The organism is Perspicuibacillus lycopersici, from assembly GCF_025660475.1.
GTDB lineage: Bacteria > Bacillota > Bacilli > Bacillales > Caldibacillaceae > Perspicuibacillus > Perspicuibacillus lycopersici.
This window is the reverse complement of record NZ_JAOUSF010000003.1, coordinates 678,422-698,451: the sequence shown is the minus strand read 5'-3', so window position 1 is coordinate 698,451 and position 20,030 is coordinate 678,422. Positions and strand designations below refer to the sequence as shown.

At 35.7% G+C, this 20,030-nt stretch carries 19 protein-coding genes; 12 read left to right on the top strand and 7 right to left on the bottom strand.

The features are described from left to right. Nucleotides 1-254: 254 nt before the first annotated feature. Together OEV98_RS11610 and OEV98_RS11605 are read left to right on the top strand one after the other, a co-directional pair. Nucleotides 255-1,445: an acetate kinase gene (locus tag OEV98_RS11610; RefSeq protein WP_263073449.1), complete on the top strand. Its 1,191-nt coding sequence runs from the start codon at nucleotides 255-257 to the stop codon at nucleotides 1,443-1,445. A 241-nt stretch (nucleotides 1,446-1,686) separates the two neighbouring features. Then, nucleotides 1,687-2,526, top strand: coding sequence for an EcsC family protein (locus OEV98_RS11605; RefSeq protein ID WP_263073448.1), 840 nt, complete (start codon nucleotides 1,687-1,689; stop codon nucleotides 2,524-2,526). A gap of 193 nt (nucleotides 2,527-2,719) precedes the next feature. Here OEV98_RS11605 and OEV98_RS11600 read toward each other — a convergent pair whose 3' ends face one another. The 3 genes from OEV98_RS11600 to OEV98_RS11590 all read right to left on the bottom strand — a co-directional run bounded on the left by OEV98_RS11600 (nucleotide 2,720) and on the right by OEV98_RS11590 (nucleotide 4,457). Then, on the bottom strand, nucleotides 2,720-2,893 hold the full coding sequence (locus OEV98_RS11600; RefSeq protein ID WP_263073447.1) for a DUF2197 domain-containing protein: 174 nt from the start codon (nucleotides 2,891-2,893) through the stop codon (nucleotides 2,720-2,722). A 21-nt stretch (nucleotides 2,894-2,914) separates the two neighbouring features. Then, nucleotides 2,915-3,544 (bottom strand): TetR/AcrR family transcriptional regulator, encoded by a 630-nt coding sequence (locus tag OEV98_RS11595; RefSeq protein WP_263073446.1) that lies wholly within the window; start codon nucleotides 3,542-3,544, stop codon nucleotides 2,915-2,917. Between the two features lie 463 nt (nucleotides 3,545-4,007). Continuing rightward, nucleotides 4,008-4,457 carry a universal stress protein gene (locus OEV98_RS11590; protein WP_263073445.1) on the bottom strand — a complete coding sequence of 150 codons (450 nt, stop codon included), beginning with the start codon at nucleotides 4,455-4,457 and terminating at the stop codon, nucleotides 4,008-4,010. Between the two features lie 216 nt (nucleotides 4,458-4,673). Between OEV98_RS11590 and ald the strand changes: the two genes are divergently transcribed. Beyond that, nucleotides 4,674-5,795, top strand: a complete 1,122-nt coding sequence (ald, locus tag OEV98_RS11585) for an alanine dehydrogenase (RefSeq protein ID WP_263073444.1) — start codon at nucleotides 4,674-4,676, stop codon at nucleotides 5,793-5,795. 55 nt (nucleotides 5,796-5,850) lie between these two features. Here ald and OEV98_RS11580 read toward each other — a convergent pair whose 3' ends face one another. Continuing rightward, a complete protein-coding gene (locus OEV98_RS11580; protein WP_263073443.1) occupies nucleotides 5,851-6,948 on the bottom strand; it encodes a M24 family metallopeptidase in 1,098 nt (365 codons plus the stop codon). A 383-nt stretch (nucleotides 6,949-7,331) separates the two neighbouring features. Between OEV98_RS11580 and OEV98_RS11575 the strand changes: the two genes are divergently transcribed. The 3 genes from OEV98_RS11575 (at nucleotide 7,332) to OEV98_RS11565 (ending at nucleotide 9,925) form a co-directional block, all read left to right on the top strand. After that, nucleotides 7,332-8,012: a metal-dependent hydrolase gene (locus OEV98_RS11575; protein WP_263073574.1), complete on the top strand. Its 681-nt coding sequence runs from the start codon at nucleotides 7,332-7,334 to the stop codon at nucleotides 8,010-8,012. A 216-nt stretch (nucleotides 8,013-8,228) separates the two neighbouring features. Then, nucleotides 8,229-8,465 (top strand): hypothetical protein, encoded by a 237-nt coding sequence (locus OEV98_RS11570; protein ID WP_263073442.1) that lies wholly within the window; start codon nucleotides 8,229-8,231, stop codon nucleotides 8,463-8,465. Between the two features lie 143 nt (nucleotides 8,466-8,608). Then, nucleotides 8,609-9,925 (top strand): DRTGG domain-containing protein, encoded by a 1,317-nt coding sequence (locus tag OEV98_RS11565; protein ID WP_263073441.1) that lies wholly within the window; start codon nucleotides 8,609-8,611, stop codon nucleotides 9,923-9,925. Nucleotides 9,926-9,963: 38 nt separating this feature from the next. Here OEV98_RS11565 and OEV98_RS11560 read toward each other — a convergent pair whose 3' ends face one another. Then, nucleotides 9,964-10,275 carry a YtpI family protein gene (locus OEV98_RS11560; RefSeq protein ID WP_263073440.1) on the bottom strand — a complete coding sequence of 104 codons (312 nt, stop codon included), beginning with the start codon at nucleotides 10,273-10,275 and terminating at the stop codon, nucleotides 9,964-9,966. A 90-nt stretch (nucleotides 10,276-10,365) separates the two neighbouring features. Here OEV98_RS11560 and OEV98_RS11555 point away from each other — a divergent pair, with 90 nt between their 5' ends. Next, nucleotides 10,366-11,316 carry a DHH family phosphoesterase gene (locus OEV98_RS11555; RefSeq protein ID WP_263073439.1) on the top strand — a complete coding sequence of 317 codons (951 nt, stop codon included), beginning with the start codon at nucleotides 10,366-10,368 and terminating at the stop codon, nucleotides 11,314-11,316. Between the two features lie 72 nt (nucleotides 11,317-11,388). On the opposite strand, the gene ytrI is transcribed toward OEV98_RS11555, so the two are convergent. Further along, entirely contained in the window at nucleotides 11,389-11,892 is a 504-nt protein-coding gene (ytrI, locus tag OEV98_RS11550; protein WP_263073438.1) for a sporulation membrane protein YtrI, read from the bottom strand. Continuing rightward, nucleotides 11,889-12,221, bottom strand: coding sequence for a YtrH family sporulation protein (locus tag OEV98_RS11545; protein WP_263073437.1), 333 nt, complete (start codon nucleotides 12,219-12,221; stop codon nucleotides 11,889-11,891). The genes ytrI and OEV98_RS11545 overlap by 4 nt, the downstream gene beginning before the upstream one ends. A 419-nt stretch (nucleotides 12,222-12,640) precedes the next feature. Here OEV98_RS11545 and dnaE point away from each other — a divergent pair, with 419 nt between their 5' ends. From dnaE to accA, 5 genes are all read left to right on the top strand, one after another. Then, nucleotides 12,641-15,988: a DNA polymerase III subunit alpha gene (gene dnaE, locus OEV98_RS11540; protein WP_263073435.1), complete on the top strand. Its 3,348-nt coding sequence runs from the start codon at nucleotides 12,641-12,643 to the stop codon at nucleotides 15,986-15,988. Nucleotides 15,989-16,120: 132 nt separating this feature from the next. Then, nucleotides 16,121-17,350 carry an NAD(P)-dependent malic enzyme gene (locus tag OEV98_RS11535; protein ID WP_263073434.1) on the top strand — a complete coding sequence of 410 codons (1,230 nt, stop codon included), beginning with the start codon at nucleotides 16,121-16,123 and terminating at the stop codon, nucleotides 17,348-17,350. Beyond that, nucleotides 17,350-17,985: a FadR/GntR family transcriptional regulator gene (locus OEV98_RS11530; RefSeq protein ID WP_263073433.1), complete on the top strand. Its 636-nt coding sequence runs from the start codon at nucleotides 17,350-17,352 to the stop codon at nucleotides 17,983-17,985. The genes OEV98_RS11535 and OEV98_RS11530 overlap by 1 nt, the downstream gene beginning before the upstream one ends. Nucleotides 17,986-18,074: 89 nt before the next feature. Beyond that, on the top strand, nucleotides 18,075-18,950 hold the full coding sequence (gene accD, locus OEV98_RS11525) for an acetyl-CoA carboxylase, carboxyltransferase subunit beta (protein WP_263073432.1): 876 nt from the start codon (nucleotides 18,075-18,077) through the stop codon (nucleotides 18,948-18,950). Beyond that, the gene (gene accA / locus OEV98_RS11520) at nucleotides 18,934-19,905 is read left to right on the top strand and encodes an acetyl-CoA carboxylase carboxyl transferase subunit alpha (protein ID WP_263073431.1); all 972 of its coding nucleotides are present in this window, start codon (nucleotides 18,934-18,936) and stop codon (nucleotides 19,903-19,905) included. Before accD ends, accA begins: the two co-directional genes overlap by 17 nt. Nucleotides 19,906-20,030: the final 125 nt, after the last annotated feature.

The window sequence follows — 20,030 nt, the reverse complement described above, 5'->3', positions numbered from 1 at the left end:
ACATAACAACAATATTTTAGCAAACAGCCATTTTTATTAAGGAGTCCTTTTTGTTTAAATAGTTAGAATATATTTACTTTGTTTGTGATAACGTTAACAATTCATGAAAACAATTGAAAATTAGTGCAACCAGTGTTTTAATGAAACATTGAGAGGGTTATTTGCATAATTTTTCACATAAAACCTATTTCATATAATTTCACGCTTAGGTCATAATAAGCAAAAAGTAAAATATTTATTGAGGAGCGAAACAGATGTCAAAGATTTTATCGATTAATGCTGGTAGTTCATCATTAAAGTTTCAATTATTTGAAATGCCTGAAGAGAAGGTAATTACAAAAGGACTTGTTGAACGAATTGGATTAAATGATGGTATATTCAGTATTACGGTTAATGGCGAGAAGAAGGAAATCATTCAAGATATTCCAAATCATGGGGTAGCCGTTAAATTATTATTAGATCAATTAATTACAACTGGAATTATTAAATCATTTGATGAAATAAACGGAATTGGTCACCGTGTAGTACATGGTGGAGAAACTTTTGATGACTCTGTCATTATTACTGAAGATGTTTTACAAAAAATCGCTGATTTGTCAGAATTAGCTCCATTACATAATCCTGCACATGTTATCGGGATTAAAGCTTTCCAAGAAGTTCTACCGAATGTTCCAGAGGTAGCTGTTTTTGATACAGCATTCCACCAAACAATGCCTGAAAGCTCCTATTTATATAGTCTTCCATATGAATACTACGAAAAATATGGAATTCGTAAATATGGTTTCCATGGAACTTCTCACAAATATGTATCACAACGTGCAGCAGAATTACTAGAACGTCCAATTGAACAATTGCGCTTAATTTCTTGTCATTTAGGAAATGGTGCAAGTATTGCTGCAATTGAAGGTGGTAAATCCATTGATACATCGATGGGATTCACTCCACTTGCAGGAGTTACAATGGGAACACGCTCTGGTAATATTGACCCCGCTTTAATTCCATATATTATGGAAAAAACAGGAAAATCAGCAGAGGAAGTAATCAATGTATTGAATAAAGAGAGTGGTTTGTTAGCACTTTCTGGATTCTCTAGTGATTTACGCGATATTATTGAAGCGGCGGAAGCAGGAAATGAACGTGCAGAGCTTGCATTATCTGTATTTGCAAATAGAATCCATAAATATATTGGATCCTATGCAGCACGAATGAATGGTGTAGACGCAATAATCTTCACAGCAGGTATTGGTGAAAACAGTGCCCCTGTACGTTCAAGAGTATTAAAAGGCCTTGAATTCATGGGAATCTACTGGGATCATGAAGCAAATCAAGCTCGTGGCGAAGATCGCTTCATTAGCTATCCATTCTCTCCAGTTAAAGTACTCGTTATACCAACAAACGAAGAAGTAATGATTGCACGTGACGTTGTAAGACTTGCGAATGTTTAAGGTGTATAAATTCCTTTCTTAGTTATATATCGGAATGTTCAAAGCAACCTTTTCTCAAAATGATGGAAGTAGAAAAGGTTGCTTTTTCTATTTAACGTCGCCAGCATTAACGGTCAGTTTTTTTCATAAAGATTCCTCATTTTTTGATTGCAAGTTGCTATGATATACTAAAAAATAGAGAACACTAAAATTTGAAATGAACTTAAGAAAATAGGTGTATTGACGATAGGGGGGCGTGCGGATGCTAACAAACTCAGAAAAAATAATATTAACGCAAATGAAGGAATGGGAAAACGAACAGCTACAAATTATTCCAAATGATTTTTTACGAACGTATGATACATGGATAGAAGATGCCTTCACAAAACTACCTGAGAAAGCTCAAATTAAATTTTTCCATGAACTAGATTCCTGGTTATTTTATATTCATGCTGCTATCCAGCAGTCGAAATCGTTTGATGAACGGGTAGAGCATATATTAAACGAAGCAAGATTAACCAATGAATCTATTCAATACATAACCGATTTAAAATACCTACCAATTAACCGGCTAAATTATTACGCAGATCGCCAAATCTCCATGCATAAGCTATTTTCGCTAATACAAGGGGGAGTTTCTGGAGCCGGAGGTACACTCTTTTTAGGTCTAGATATTCCATCTGTACTCGTGATTAACTTACGTGCCATTCAATTAATTGCAACAACTTATGGATATGACACGAAAAATCCATTTGAAATGATGATATCACTGAAGCTTTTCCATTGTGCAACGCTTCCGAAACGATTCCAAAAGCAAGCATGGGATAGCCTATTAGAAGAAGTGAATAATGGGGAAGAAAGCTTCTTTTATGAAGGAAATGAACAAATTTCAGATGTTGCTTGGTTAAACCAACCGCTTCTTCAAATCTTAAAAATTTGGACCATTCTGTTGTGTAAAAAGAGAAAGCAGCAAAATATTCCATTCGCCAGTATGGCAATAGGAGCTAGTTTCAATTATTCGATGACAAAAAATATAACGCAATTATCGAAACGCTTTTATCAATACCGAAATCTATTAGAAAAAGCAAAGGATGAGGAATAAAGAAAAAAGCTTGGATATATATAAATAAATAGTTCAGTAACGTGGAGAAAATCTAAAATCGCCATTTAAATAACATACGTTTTCGTAATAGAAATAACAAGGCAAATAACATACAAAAAGCTTGAGGGAATTTTTACAACCCGCAAGCTCTTTTTTCTTTAATTTAATGCACTAATTACACTAAAGCCCCCCTTTAGTTTAAGTATCTAAAGAAATTTTTGATTGCATCAATGCGTATCTTATGACTACAATCTTCGCAACAAAAAAACTTAGTCTTCTTTTCCTTAAATAGTTTATAGTTTAGTGAACCTTCGTATACTCTAAATACTTTTCTACAACTAAAACAGGTTACCTCATAGTAAAACATATCGTCCTCCAAAATGACTCTTTACTTTTTAGTTGATTTATCGAAGATTGTAACTAATTCTCTAGTATACTCCTGAACATCTAAATGAGGATTTCTAGTTAATTCAAGGGTGAATCCGTCAATGGCACTTCTTATTGTTAAAGCCATCACCCTTGCTGATGATTTGGTGAATTCCCTGAAAACTCCTTCTTGTATCCCTTGGGTCAGAATACTTTCAATTGGAAGTAAAATAGCTTCATCATGGTCTGCTGCAAACTGAAGTTTACCATCATCCGTTCTCTTATTAGAAACCGTTTCTATTACAGCGAAAACATGCTGACGATTTTCATCTATAAATGCAAGGTTGGCTTCAATATACACCTGGAGCTTTTCTTTAGGAGACTTTTGAGCTTCTATTCTTGGAGTAATATAGGCTTGCCAAGCCAAATAGTATTCGATAGGAATTTGCTCTAATAATTCCTCTTTATTTGCAAAGTGATAAGAAATAACCCCCTTACTAATATTTGCACGTTTGGCAATTTGTCCTAAAGAGGCTTGAGCATAACCTACTTCTGCGATTGTTTCAATCGCACACTTCACAATTTGAGCTCTACGGGCTTTTTCTATGAATGACATTTCTTTTTGTTTAGTTGATTTATTTTTTTTATTCATGTATTTATTTTAGTACGAATGTACAAAAAAATCAAACAAAAACCATTTAGAGAAGATTATCTAATTGGTTTATGATTACCTTTATTCAACTCTACTGCTCATAGTTCAAGAACTGAATCTTTGTAATTTTTAACTATATTTTACCATACGGTCTTATAGAATCCTTGAAGATTTTCGAACAGGATAAAAATGATATACCAAATAACAAGTGAAATAGCACCCCTATTCACACGATGACATTATATATTGTCAAGATGCTATTTGGGGTGCTATTTTTTTATGCCTTTATGGATGTGTTTTCTTACAAAACATTGATATATCAACAAAAATGGTCTGCTAATTGCTATGCTAAAATGGATGTGAATTCATATGCTATTTACAGTGTTTCCCCACAAAACGGAACTACTTATTATATAAATCCAAGCTTTTTTATCGGGAGCATGTTTATTTATATGAATGGAAATTAAATTTCTTTATTCGAACGAATGACTAAAACATCACACGTTGCGTGACGGACAATGTATTCAGAAACACTGCCAATGAGAAATCGTTCCATAGCATTTAAACCAGTTGCACCACATATGATGAGGTCTGATTTCAATTTTTGGGCAAGATCCTTTGCAATTTTCACCTTTGGGGGGCCATACTCAATGATGATTTGCGGTTCACGAATTCCAGCAGCTAGTGCATCGGTTTTGTATGCTGTTAACATCTTCTGTACATTTTCCTCTTCACGTATTAATACCGTTTGGTCATACGCTGGTAGTGTTGCGAATGGTCTTCTATCAATAATATGTGTAAGAAATAAATTACTATCGTTTCGTTTTGCAATATTTACAGCTTCTTTAAATGCCCACTCTGCTTCTTTGGAACCGTCGATGGCAACAATGATATTTTTATACTTATTTGTCATTGATATCCCCTCCTTATACGTTTAGTATACTCCTTTCATTGCACAAGGTAAGAGTTGAAATTTTACAGAATAAAGAACTATTGAAAACGCTTGCATTTATATATGTTTTTTATTATATTAAAATAGAAAACAATGATTTTTAATTTGACGAATAAATAAAAGATTTGTAATGTTAGATTAGCAGGAAAAATTAATACAAGTTAGGTGGATGTCCGAATGAAGATTGGTATACCAAAAGAGGTAAAAAATAATGAAAATCGTGTTGCCATTAGTCCAGCTGGTGTTACTCAATTAGTTAATAATGAGCAGGAGGTATTCATCGAAACGGGAGCAGGAATTGGCTCGGGTTTTACAGATGAAGATTACAAATTGGCTGGTGCAAAAATCGTCGCCACTGCTAAAGAGGCATGGGATACAGAAATGGTTTTAAAGGTAAAGGAACCACATTTTAGTGAATATCAATATTTTCGAGAAGGACTTATTATTTTTACGTATTTCCATTTAGCGAATGAGCCGGAACTAACGAAGCAATTAATTGATAAAAAGGTAATTGCCATAGCCTATGAAACGGTACAGCTTGCAAATAATTCATTACCACTGCTTACACCAATGAGTGAGGTTGCCGGAAGAATGTCAGTACAAGTTGGTGCCCAGTTTTTAGAAAAGGTATATGGTGGAAAAGGAATATTACTTTCAGGTGTTCCTGGTGTTCAACGAGCGAATATTACCATTATTGGCGGTGGCGTGGCAGGTACAAATGCCGCGAAAATGGCGATAGGCTTTGGAGCAAATGTGACGATACTAGATATCAATATCGAGCGATTACGGCAGCTTGATGATTTGTTCCATAAAGAAATTACCACGTTAATGTCTAATTCCTTTAATATTGCGGCAGCAGTAAAAAATGCAGATTTAGTCATTGGTGCTGTCCTAATACCAGGTGCAAAAGCTCCTAAATTAGTTACAGAAGAAATGGTAAAAGAAATGAAAAATGGTTCGGTAATCGTAGATATTGCTATTGATCAAGGTGGTATTTTTGAAACGACAGATCGTGTGACAACCCATGACAATCCGACCTATACGAAACATGGTGTTGTGCATTATGCCGTTGCGAATATGCCTGGAGCCGTACCACAAACTTCTACACTAGCATTAACAAATGTAACAATCCCATATGCCGTTCAAATTGCATGTAAAGGATATAAACAAGCGTGTATCGATAGCGAACCGTTGTTAAAAGGGATAAATACAATCAATGGCTGTGTCACCCATAAAGGTGTTGCCGAGGCGCATGAATTACCATTTTACGATGCAAAGTCATTGTTAATCAATGAATAATAATCAATAAAAACAGCCTAGTTGTCTTTTAAAAGACAGCTAGGCTGTTGTGATTTTATTTTACGATTTGTAGTTGTTTTGGATATTTTGTTAACACTTCTGCACCTTGCTCTGTGATGTGAACATCGTCCTCGATGCGTACGCCGATATTTCCAGGAATGTAAACTCCAGGTTCAATAGTATAAACCATTCCTTTTTGTAAAACTAAAGGATTCGTTTCTGTTACAGAAGGATATTCATGAATACTAATACCTAAACCGTGGCCAAGTCGATGGGTAAAATAGTCACCATAGCCAGCATGTTTAATAATGTCTCTTGCGACAGTGTCAATATGGGCACAAGTAACACCAGGAAGACTTGCAGCAATCGCAGCCTCTTGTCCTTTTAAAACTGCTTCATATACACGTATCTGTTCATCTGTCACATCTTGATAAGCTACAGTTCGAGTAATATCAGAGCAGTATCCTTCATATACAACTCCTAAATCAAATAGTACAAAGTCTCCCTTTTGTACTTTAGTAGAACCAGGACTACCGTGTGGAGAAGCAGCATTTGCACCAGCTAAAACAGTGGTCGCAAATGACATTTTTTCAACGCCTTTTTTCTTAAGCTCATATTCAATCGCTGCAACAAGCTCAAGCTCAGTCACACCAGCTTTTATTTCATTTACACCTACAGTAATAGCATAATCAGCTAATTCACATGCTTTTTTTAATTTCTGTAGTTCCACCTCGTCTTTTACAAGGCGCAATTGGTTTAATTTTTCTTCAGCATGGATAAATGTTGCCTCTGGAAATGCTGCTTGGATGATTTCATAACGTTCGACATTTAAATGTGTTTTTTCTACAGCAATTTTCTTTACACTTTTTGTACGTTTTGCAATTTCGGTTTTCACAATTTCCCATGGGTCTTCGGTATCACTGTATCCAAATACAGTATGTTCAAATCCCGCTTGTCTCGCAGAAGGAACCTCCATTTGTGGACAAATTAAAAATGGCTCTTGCTCTGGGAATAATACGGTAGCTAGTAATCTTTCATGGGGATCACTATAAAATCCGCTAAAATAAAATACATTATCAGTAGAAGTTACAACGGCTACATCAATATCTTCCTGCTTTAGCCACTCCCCTAGTGCATGAACTCTTTTTAACATACAATCACCTCATTTTTATTAAATACAATAATAATTTTTTTAGAAATAAGAGGGTAGTATCAAATTATAGCTACTTAGTAGAAGGAATACACAAACATTCCCAAGAGAAAGCGGAGGGTATTCCTTCTGCAGGCTATGATAACCCACGAAATACGTAAACAAATTTCTAATAATTTTTTTAGTCAACCGATAGTATAAAAAATAATATATTGGTAAGCCAGTATGTACCAAATAATTGCTATTAGGAAAGAATATTAATTAAAATAATATAGAAAGAGTAGCACTTCTAAGGAAAAATGTAAACATTTGAATCAGATGCAGGAATTTTTCCTTCAAGTAGCGAAACAATGAAATTAAATAAACGAATGGAAGGGGAAATACAAATGAAAGTAACCTATCATGGCCACTCAATTGTAAAAATTCAAACAGGTGGAAAAGTGATCTTAATTGATCCCTTTATTACAGGAAATGGACTCACAGACTTGAAGGTAGAAGAAGAAAATCCAGATGTCATCATTTTAACCCATGGACATGGAGATCATGTTGGTGACACTTACACACTTGCAAAGAAAAGTAATGCGCTAGTAATTACAATGAATGAATTAGCTGTTTACTTACGATGGAAAGGTTTAAATACACATGGAATGAACATCGGTGGAGCTTATTCCTTCGACTTTGGAAAAGTTAAATTTACGCAAGCCTTTCATAGTACAGGTTTAGAAACAGAGCAAGAGGATTTTGTATACTTAGGAATGCCTGCGGGAGTTTTATTAATGATTGAAGGAAAAACAATCTATCATGCAGGAGATACTGGTTTATTTTCTGATATGAAGCTAATTGGTGAAAGACATCCAATCGATCTTGCATTTTTACCAATAGGTGATAATTTTACAATGGGACCAGAGGATGCAGCCTATGCAGCTAAATTACTACAGCCGAAAATGGTTGTACCAGTGCATTACAACACATTCCCTGTTATTCAGCAGAACCCAGAAGATTTTATTCGGTTATTAGATAATGTGAATGGAGTCATACTGCAGCCTGGTGAAGGGCTAGAATTATAGTTTGATGCATTTGTAAACAGTATCCAGACTGAATGCAAGCTTCTTCGGCGAGCGAGTGTGTATTCAGTCTGCTCATTAGTTCGTTCGGTAGCTCTATTGCAATGAAATACAACATTCCTGTATAAAATAGCCTAATAATTCGCGTTTCATTGAATCATTTTCTTCCCGTAGCATATATTTGAAACAAGCTTACTAAAAAGGAAAAGGGGAAGAAATATGAAAAATCGCTGTCTTTTATCATTGCTAATTTGTGGAGTAATGCTATATTACGCTCTGCCAAATTTAACCTTACGTGGATCAGGTCTTGACATGTACTTTTCTTGGGGATGGCTATTGTTTTTGCTCCTTGCTGTTGCAGGAAATTTAGCGGCCGTTCTTTATGTTCCAAAAAGACAAAAACAAAACGTGAAAAGCATTGGTGCTAAAACAAAAATTAGATCCTACCAAAATTAACACAGCCTGTGACTAATCGGTAGTGCAGTCCTTCCTTTCATCTTTGAATTTTTTATGAATTACTAATATATGTATGTAAAAACTGTTATAATGCTCTTGTGAGATATATTAGTACAGAATTTGTTTGATGAAAGGTGAAAGACGTGGCTACTAAACATGAGCAAATATTGAATTACATTGGAGAACTTCCGATTGGGAGTAAAATTTCTGTTAGACAAATTGCGAAAGCTTTAGGTGTCAGTGAAGGGACCGCTTATCGAGCGATTAAAGATGCAGAAAATAAAGGATATGTCAGCACGATTGAACGTGTCGGAACTATCCGAATTGAATTGAAGCGTAAAGAAAATATTGAAAAGCTGACATATGCCGAAGTCGTAAATATTGTCGACGGACAAGTACTTGGTGGAAAAAATGGGTTACATAAAACCTTGAATAAATTTGTCATCGGTGCGATGGAATTAGATGCAATGATGCGGTACACAGAAGCAGGAAATTTATTAATTATTGGTAACCGCATAAATGCACAAAAGCATGCATTGAATACTGGTGCAGCTGTATTAATTACTGGTGGCTTTGATACCGAAGATGATGTCAAACGGTTAGCCGATAAATTAGAATTACCGATAATTTCCACAAGTTACGATACGTTTACGGTAGCTACGCTTATTAACCGGGCAATATTTGATCAACTGATAAAAAAAGAGATTCTCCTTGTGGAAGATATATTAATTCCAAGAAATGAAACCTACTATTTAACGACAAATGATAAAGTGGAAAGCTGGTTTGAATTAAATAAACAATCTGGTCATTCTCGCTTTCCTGTAATCGATCAAAATTTTAAACTCGAAGGAATTGTTACGTCAAAGGATGTATTAAACCAAGAAGACAATCGACCAATTGAAAAAATTATGACGAAAAATATTATATCGGTAACCAGCACGACAAGTGTTGCCTCTGCTTCACATATGATGATTTGGGAAGGTATTGAATTATTACCGGTAGTAGATGAACAGTATCGGTTAATGGGAATCATTAGTAGACAGGATGTTTTGAAAGCATTACAAACGAATCAAAGGCAGCCACATGTTGGGGAAACGATTGATAATATTATTTCTAATAATATTCATGTGGATGAAGAAAAACAAGTAGAAAATAAATTATACACTTTTGATGTCACACCACAAATGACAAATCATCATGGAACATTGTCCTATGGTGTATTTACTTCCCTCATTATTGAATCCGCCAATCGAGCGTTTCGTTCGGTTAAAAAAGGCGAATTAATTGTGGAAAATATTACAATTTACTTCTTTAAGCCAGTTCAAATTGATCATACGATCAGTATTATTCCGAAGATTTTAGAAATCGGTAGAAAATTCGGTAAGGTAGATATTGAAGTGTTTAACGAGGGTTCTATTGCTGGTAAGGCAATGATGATGTTTCAATTTATTGATCGGTAATTTACAACAAAAAGAAAAAGTAGAGCTTTTATTGGGCTCTACTTTCCTACTTGGTTTGCTTCTTCATATTCTTTTACTACATATGGATAGTAATACTTATACGCCTTATAGCCTGTCCAAATACTAATAATACCAACAATAATAAATAAGCTACCGATAATGATTGCAATTGGAGTTTGAGTAATAAATAAGCGGTTTATTCCAAATAAACCTACAAACAATCCAAGTGCCATTGAAGATTTAGCAGCAAGCCATTTTTTCTCTATTGGTCTTTGTGAACGAACTTGTTTCATCTTATAATAGATATAAAATGAAAGGGATACTAAAATAATACAAACAAGAATTGGCATGAGCATTCCTCCGCTGACATTTCTGTTTTCATTTTACCGATTCCTTGTAAAAAATGCTACTATTAAGATTATTAAGGGAGTTTTCCAAGTATGATGGATAAAATATTAGAAAGAATAAAGGAATTTGAGACAATTATCATTCATCGCCATGTTCGTCCAGATCCGGATGCTTATGGATCACAAGGCGGATTAGCTAAAATAATTCAAGCCTCCTTTCCAAGCAAAAAAGTATATGTTGTTGGCGATGATGAAGCAACACTTCTCTATTTAAATAAAATGGATGTGATTGATGAAAAAGAATATCATGATGCACTGGTCATTGTATGTGATACAGCCAATCAAGAACGAGTAAGTGATTCTCGCTATTCGACAGGGAAATATTTGATAAAAATTGATCATCATCCAAATGAAGATCCATACGGTGACTTACTTTGGGTCGATACAAATGCAAGCTCGACCAGTGAAATGATCTATGAATTTTATTTAACATATAAAAACAATGGATTGACGTTACCAACCGAGGGTGCTCGGCTCTTGTATGCAGGCATTGTTGGCGATACTGGAAGGTTTTTATACCCAAGTACGACGGAAAAGACGTTTTCCTATGCAAGTGAATTAATTCAATATCCATTTTCAAGAACAGAGCTATATGATCAAATGTATGAAACACCGGAAAATCTAATAAAATTAAATGGGTTTATTTATCAAAACGTGGAAATTGGTGAAGGTGGGGTAGCTAAGGTCATTATCCCGAAGGAGCTACTGGAACAGTATCAAGTAAGACCGTCAGAAGCATCCTTATTGATTAGTACATTAGGAAATATCCAAGGTCTCATAGCATGGGCATTCTTTATTGAAGAAGCAGATCAAATTCGGGTCCGCTTACGTTCAAAAGGTCCGGTTATTAATGTAGTCGCTAAAAAATATAATGGCGGTGGACATCCACTTGCGGCAGGTGCATCGATATATTCATGGGATAAAGTAGATCAAGTAATGGATGATATTAAGCAAGCTTGCAAACAATTTTTAAGTAAAAAGTAATTCAAACGGCTACTGGTAATCAAAAAGACTCACACAAAAAAAGTGTGGGTCTATGGAATCAATGGCGATGAACTACTCTGCTATTTCTAATTCTATTCGAATAATCAATGTCGTATAAATGACCATTTCTCGTATTATTAATTTATAGCGCTTGTTATTAATACGAACGGGTCGGTTTTCTATTGCTTTTTTTAACAATTCCCTGCTATTAAATACTAAATTTAAATCTTTTGCTAACACCATATTTATATCCTCTTTAATGTCCTCGGTAACCTGAAATTCACTAAGTGAATCAATGTGATATTTATTAGCATTTGTTAGCTTCACAACAATTTCTTGTACGGTTAATAATTCTAAATTTTTGTCATTTAGCTTTTTATAGTCCTCTTGCCAAATATTTTTTTCCTTTTCTAATTCGGCTATTAATTCTTCTTGCTTATGAATCGTTTGTGCTTGTTTTTCTTGCATCTTTCCAAACATAAATAAAAACACACACCAACTAATGATAGCGCCAATGACGACTCCGAAAAACACACGCTGCCAATTTGGAGAACGATAATATGGTGGAACTCTCATGATAAATGCTCCTGTGTTAACCAAGTAATAATAAGTGATCCAGTTTGAGCACCACCAAGAGCAGATAAAATTAAAAATATTTGCTTAACCATTGTATCGGTTTCTCCTTGCATTAATCCACGCTCAAAATTATATACCGTATCAAAAGTTCCACCAATTGCAGCAACAATTGCCCAGATTCGTAAACTATTCGATAAACGATAAATTTCTGTTAATGGAGGATTCCCTGTTAAAAAGGCAGCTAATCCCCCAATTAAGGAACCACCGAGAAGCACGCCTAATGCAATAAAATAACTATGAAAAAATGTAGGAACAAATGCTTCGTTCACGTTATCAACCCCTAATTAGTCTCACCACACTAAAAATGCCTGTCCTTTACAATAATGTATTGAACAATTCGCTTGAATATGATTAGGACTCTATTTTTTTCTCATATGGAATTAATATGTGATTCTTTTGGACAGTTACTTAAACAGACAAATTGTACGTCGCTAACCAGTCGCCTCCGCTTTTCTGTCTAGCTGCGGCTCCTAGCGACTAGCAAACTTCGCCAATCCTCCGTACGATAAGTCAACATCGCTTCGCTTTGCTCAGCTTGTTTCCTTTATCTCCTGCAACTTGGCTCCAGTTTGTACGTCGCTAATCAGTCGCCTCCGCTTTTCAAAATAAATGTAAAAGCTGTGTAAATATAATATAATAGTGAAAAACGAACTGTATAAATATTATTGGAAGAAATGGTGGGAAAAGCATGTCTATCGTTCACCTACAAACCTATAGTGCCTATTCTTTATTATCGAGCACTATTACCCCTGATGCGCTCGTACTAGAGGCGAAGAAAAGGGGGTATGATGCAATTACCTTAACCGATCGGAATGTATTATATGGAGTCATTCCGTTTTATAAAGCATGTATGAAACATGGGATAAAACCTATCATTGGAATAACAGCAGATATTTTAATGGAGGAAAGTGAAAGCCCTCGTTCTTTCCCCCTTGTGCTGATTGCAAAAAATAAAGCTGGATATCAAAATTTAGTGAAGATTTCTAGTGCCATTCAAACAAAATCTGCAAACGGAATACCACTAAAATGGCTAAAATATTATAGTCGTCATTTGTTTGCTATTACTCCGGGAACAGAAGGAGAAATTGAGCAACTGATGGTAAACGACCAAATGGAGGAAGCCAAAGAAAGAATCCTATTCTATCAAAAGTTATTTGACTCCAATTCTTTTTTCCTATCGATTCAAAATTACCATACAAAACAAGAGCAACAACTTGTTGAAAAAATAATCCGGCTTTCGGAGGCGTGCAATCTTCCTATTGTTGCGACGAATCCAGTTTACTTTTTAGATAAAGCGGATTATGTTGCCTGGAATTGTTTAAAAGCAATTAAAGAAAATATCAATATAGATTCAGTTGCGACCAATCGATTGGAAGAGGAAAATTATTTAAAATCTGTACAGGAATTCGAAGCGCTTTTTAAAGATTTTCCACAGGCAATAAAAAACACCGAGGATATCGCAGCACAAACGAATATTTCTTTTGATTTTCACCAGCAGTTATTACCGAAATATCCATTAGCAGATAAAAATGCAGATGATTTTTTAACTGAGCTATGTGAAAAAGGCTTAAAGGAACGCATCACTTCTCCAACAAGTGAATATTATGAGCGGCTTGCCTATGAATTACAGATCATTCAAAAAATGAAATTCAGTGATTATTTTTTAATCGTTTGGGATTTCACACATTTTGCTCGAACAAATGGAATTACGATTGGTCCAGGACGGGGTTCAGCGGCGGGATCATTAGTAGCCTATGTATTAGGCATTACTGATGTCGATCCAATCCGGTATGACCTTTTATTCGAACGTTTTTTGAATCCTCAACGTGTAACGATGCCCGATATTGATATTGACTTTCCAGATCATCGGAGAGACGAAGTTATTGAATATGTTGCAAAAAAATATGGGACAAATCATGTTGCACAAATTATTACCTTTGGAACGTTTGCTGCAAAAGCTGCTATACGTGATGTCGCAAGAGTTTATGGTTTAACAAGTAAGGAATTAGAGCAATTATCGAAAGCAATTCCGAGTAGGCTAGGGATAACCTTGACATCGGCACTTAATGAATCTGCGACACTTAAGAAATTAGTGGAAATGGAAAAATACCAACTGATTTTTCAAACAGCTAAAAAAATTGAAGGATTGCCAAGACATACATCGACACATGCAGCAGGTGTAATTATTAGTGGGCAACCATTAGTCGATATTGTTCCAATCCAGCAAGGAAGTGGGGACGTTTTATTAACCCAATATCCAATGGGGATTTTAGAAGAAATTGGTCTATTAAAAATGGACTTTTTAGGTTTACGAAACCTATCGCTTATAGAGTCGATATTACAAGGCATCCAATATCAAACAAAGAAAAGAATTCGCTTAAAGGATATTCCAATAAACGACGAGAAGACATTCGAATTACTACAGGCTGGAAATACAACGGGAGTGTTTCAGTTAGAATCAGAAGGTATGAGAAATGTATTATTACGCTTAAAACCTACGGAGTTTGAAGACATTGTAGCAGTCAATGCGCTCTATCGACCAGGTCCAATGGCAAATATTCCAATTTACATTAATCGTAAGCATGGACAGGAACCTATTGTTTATCCACATCCTGACCTTGAAAGCATTTTAAAGAAAACGTATGGGGTTATCGTCTACCAAGAACAAATTATGCAAATTGCTGCTAAACTAGCAGGCTTTACATTAGGAGAGGCAGATCTTCTTCGCCGAGCAGTATCGAAGAAAAAGCGAGAAGTTTTAGATGAAGAAAGAGAACATTTTGTACAAGGAGCCATTCGTAGTGGGTATTCGCAAGAGATTGCCAATACAATTTATGATTTAATTGTTCGTTTTGCTGATTATGGATTTAACCGAAGTCATGCTGTTGCCTACAGTATCATTTCTTATCAATTAGCCTATTTAAAGAGCCATTATCCATTACATTTTATGGCTGCGCTGCTAACCTCGGTAATCGGGAATGAGGATAAAACAAAGGAATACATTAAGGAATTAAAGCAACTCGGGTATTTCATTTATGGCCCGTCCATTAATGACAGTAGCTATCGATATGAGGTAAGGAATGATGGAGTTCGTTTTAGCTTAGCAGCAATAAAAGGTGTTGGAATCCAAGCGTTGAAGGAAATTATGCGAGCAAGAAAAGAACGTCCTTTTGCAGATTTATTTGATTTTTGCTTACGTGTTTCTTTAAAAGTCGTGAATCGAAAGACGATGGAAAATTTAATCCATGCTGGCAGCTTTGATGAATTTGGCTACGATCGAGCAGTCCTGCTTGCGACATTAGACGTAGCAATTGATCATGCGCAGTTAATGAAGCCTGATGATGCGCAAATGGATTTCCTTCTAGAGGACGGCTTAGATATTAAACCAAAATATATGATGGTTGAGCCGATACCAATTGATAGTAAGCTCCAGCTGGAGAAGCAAGCATTAGGCATGTTTGTGTCTACCCATCCTGTAGCTTTATATCGAGAGCTTTTCTCCTTACATGGAGGATTACTTCTCGAGGATATAGCACCGAATGTAAGAGGGAGTAAGACGGGAGTGTATCTTGCAGAGGAAAGAAAAATTCGAACGAAAAACGGGGAAGCAATGGCTTTTCTACAAATCTCTGATGAATCCGCAGATGCTTCAGCGGTTGTGTTTCCTAATGTTTATAAAAAATATAGTGGAATTTTGAAAAAAGGAGAAATAGTATTTCTTACTGGTCATATGGAATCAAGGAACGGAAAAGAACAGTTTGTTATTCAAGATGTACAGTCTCTTTCGGTTTTAAAGGAACAAGCAGGTGATGTGCGAATATACTTACGAATTGACGATAATCATCAAACCAATTCATTACTTGTACAGTTAAAAACCATTATTAAAAAATATTCAGGTAACACTCCAGTAATTCTTTATTACGAAAATCAAAATCGTACCGTCCAATTGGCGAAGGATTTTTGGGTAGAGATGGATAGCGAATGTATTTCAAAGATAAAGCATTTATTAGGAGAAGAAAATGTTGTAATTAAATGAAGATTAAATTTCTTTACAACTAATTCTTTTATGTTAATATGAATAATATGGATTTACGTGGTCAGACCACTTAATGATCCATTGCAAATTCCAACCTAAATGATTACCCTTTGAAAAAAGGAGCGAAACCGATTGTCTAGTAAAGACGAGGCATTATACTATCATCAATTACATAAAGGAAAATTAGAGACAACTGTCAAAGTCCCATTAAAAACCGAAACGGACTTAAGCTTAGCTTATTCACCAGGGGTAGCTGAGCCATGTAAAGTAATCTATGATCGTCCGGAAGCAGTGTATGATTATACATTGAAGGGTAATACTGTTGCTATAGTAACGGATGGCACTGCTGTACTTGGATTAGGTAATATTGGTCCTACAGCAGCATTACCTGTTATGGAAGGTAAGGCAGTATTATTGAAAAGCTTTGCGGGTGTTGATGCATTTCCGATATGTCTTCAGACAACAGATGTAGAAAAAATTATCGAAACGGTAAAGCTCTTGGAACCAACATTTGGTGGAGTAAATTTAGAGGATATTGCAGCACCAAACTGTTTTGAAATTGAAGAAAGACTAAAAAAGGAACTCAATATTCCTGTTTTTCATGATGACCAACATGGAACCGCAATTGTTACAGTCGCTGGTTTAGTAAATGCAGTAAAACTTACTGGGCGAAGGATATCTGACTGTAAAGTTATTGTGAACGGAGCTGGCGCTGCAGGGATTGCGATTATTAAGCTGCTTGCTAATTATGGGGTTCAAAATATGATCATGTGTGATTCCAAAGGAGCTGTCTATGAAGGACGAGCATTTGGGATGAATCCAATCAAACAGGAAGTAGCAAAGTTTACTAATCTCCGAAAATTAACTGGTAGTTTGGAAGAGGTAATTAAAGGAGCGGATGTTTTCATCGGCGTTTCGGTTGCGGATGTACTTACGAAGGAAATGATTGCAACGATGAATGCAGAGCCTATTATTTTTGCTATGGCTAATCCAGAACCGGAAATCCTGCCAGATGAAGCTAGGAAGGCTGGGGCAGCCGTCATTGGAACGGGTCGTTCAGACTTTCCAAATCAAATAAATAATGTCCTTGCTTTTCCAGGGATGTTTAGAGGTGCGCTTGATGTTCAAGCGTCGGATATTAATGAAAAAATGAAACAAGCAGCAGTAGAAGCGATAGCGGGATTAATTCATGAAGATGAGTTATCAAGTGAATATGTGATTCCAAATCCATTTGATCCGAAAGTGGCACCAAAAGTTGCGGCAGCTGTTGCACAAGCAGCAATGGAATCTGGTGTTGCGAGGGTACATGTAAATCCAAATGATGTAAAAGCTAGGACTGAAAGGTTGGCATCCAGAAAATAATGGCGAGTGAAAAAAATAAACAATCGGACAATCAATCGAAAGTATATTTGGAAGTTGTTGGACGGATAAAAGAAATTATCGATGAAAATCAAATGGCACCAGGAGATAAGCTACCTTCCGAAAGAGAATTAACGGATATATTAGATGCTGGTCGTTCTTCTGTTCGAGAAGCATTACGTGCTCTTGAGCTTTTAGGCCTTATCGAAACAAGAAGAGGCGAAGGAACATTTATTTCAGATTTTCGTAATCATAGATTGGTTGAAATTTTAAGTGGTTTCATATTGCAAAATGAAAAAGCAAAAAAGGATGTAGTAAAAACAAGACAGTTGCTTGAGGAAATATGTATTTATACATTGATGAATCAATCGAAAAAGATAGATACAAGTTTTTGGGAGGCAAAGGAATCAATCGACGATGGGAAATTCTTTGCGATGCTAATGGGAGAGACAGATAATTATTTATTAGCGAAAATCTGGAGAATAATATCTAATTTCGAGCATTCGTTAAATTTGCCAAAAATCGAAGTAGCTAAAGAACATTATCTGCAATTATTAAAGGATATTAACATTGGCAATGTGAAAATAGCATTAAAATTTTATGAAGAAGAAATACGAAAAAATGTCGATTTCACATGACGAATTATGACAAACTTTTTGGTTTATTTTTCGTAAAGTAGTAGACAAGCATGTATAACTACATGGAAATCAACAGGGGAGGTTGTACCTTGCTAAAAGATATCTTTGCAAAAAATAAGAAAAAATATGCGACAATACCAGCAAATTCTACAAAAAATGAAGTTCCAGAAGGAATTATGACCAAATGTCCTAACTGTAAAAAAATAATGTTTACAAAAGAGCTAGAGAAAAATTTAAAAATATGTTTGCATTGTGCCTACCATTTTCAAATGGGTGCACATGAACGTTTAACTAGCTTGTTAGATGATGGTTCTTTTGAAGAAATGGACGAGGATATTATTTCTGAAAACCCTTTGCAGTTTCCTGGTTATATGGAAAAGCTTGAAAAGGATCGTAAAAAAGCGAATATTAATGAAGCAATTGTAACGGGCTTAGGTACAATTGAAGGAAATAAAACAGTTGTCGCAGTGATGGACTCTAATTTCCGGATGGGAAGTATGGGATCAGCTGTAGGTGAAAAAATTAAACGAGCAATTGACAAGGCAGATGAGTTAAAGCTTCCATTTATAATTTTTACTGCTTCTGGTGGTGCTAGAATGCAGGAAGGTATATTAAGCCTAATGCAAATGGCAAAAACAAGTGTTGCCCTTAAGCGGTTTAGTACGAATGGTGGACTTACAATTTCTGTTATGACCCACCCAACAACAGGAGGCGTTAGTGCTAGCTTTGCATCCTTAGGCGATTACAATTTGGCTGAGCCAGGGGCACTCATCGGATTTGCTGGGCGAAGAATAATCGAGCAAACGATTCGTGAAGAGCTACCAGAGGATTTTCAAACCTCTGAATTTCTATTAAAACATGGACAATTAGATGCGGTTATTCATCGGAAAGATTTAAGAGAGAAGCTTTCTCTTATTTTAGAACTGCATAAGTCAGGTGGTGAACAAAATGGCAATAGAGCTTGAGTTTGAAAAACCGATTATCGATTTACGAAAAAAAATCGAGGAATTAAGAGAGTTAACGAAAAATGCCGATGTAGATTTATCACAGGAAATTGAGAAATTAGAAACACGGCTGATGAATCTAGAAAATGAAATATATATTAACTTAAAACCATGGGATCGTGTGCAAATTGCCAGACATGCGGACAGACCAACAAGTCTCGATTATATCAATCTCTTATTTGAGGATTTCTTTGAATGCCATGGTGACCGTTTATTTGGTGATGATGAGGCAATTATCGGTGGGATTGCTAAATATAAAGGTACACCAATTACTGTTATTGGCCATCAAAGAGGAAAAGATACAAAGGAAAATATTCGCCGCAATTTCGGAATGCCACATCCAGAAGGGTATCGGAAAGCATTACGGTTAATGAAGCAAGCCGAGAAATTTAATCGACCAGTTATTTGCTTTATTGATACAAAAGGTGCTTACCCAGGAAAAGCCGCAGAAGAAAGAGGGCAAAGTGAAGCAATTGCCCGCAATTTATTTGAAATGGCAGGACTGACGGTACCAATTATTTGTGTAATTATCGGAGAAGGTGCAAGCGGAGGAGCTCTAGCAATTGGTGTTGGTAACCATGTATATATGTTAGAGAATTCTTGGTATTCGGTAATATCTCCAGAAGGTGCTGCTTCTATTCTTTGGCGAGATGCTGCCTATGCGAAGCAGGCTGCAGAATCGATGAAAATCACTGCTAAGGATTTGAAAGAATTAGAAGTTATCGACGGAATTATTCCAGAAGTAAAAGGTGGAGCCCATAAAGATGTGACGAAGCAAGCAGAGCTTATTGACGCTATGTTAAGCGAATCTTTACAGCAGCTACAACGCCTTTCAAAGGAAGAATTAATTAATCACCGTTATGAAAAATACGAACAAATTGGAAATTTTTCGTTTTTTAATAATACAAATGGATAAACTATGAACGTGCTTACTTATTAATAAGCACGTTCTTTTCTGTGTAGCTCTAACATTTCATATAAAAACACGAAATCATTTTATTTAAAGGACTATTCTGTTATTTTACAATTAGATATTAACAT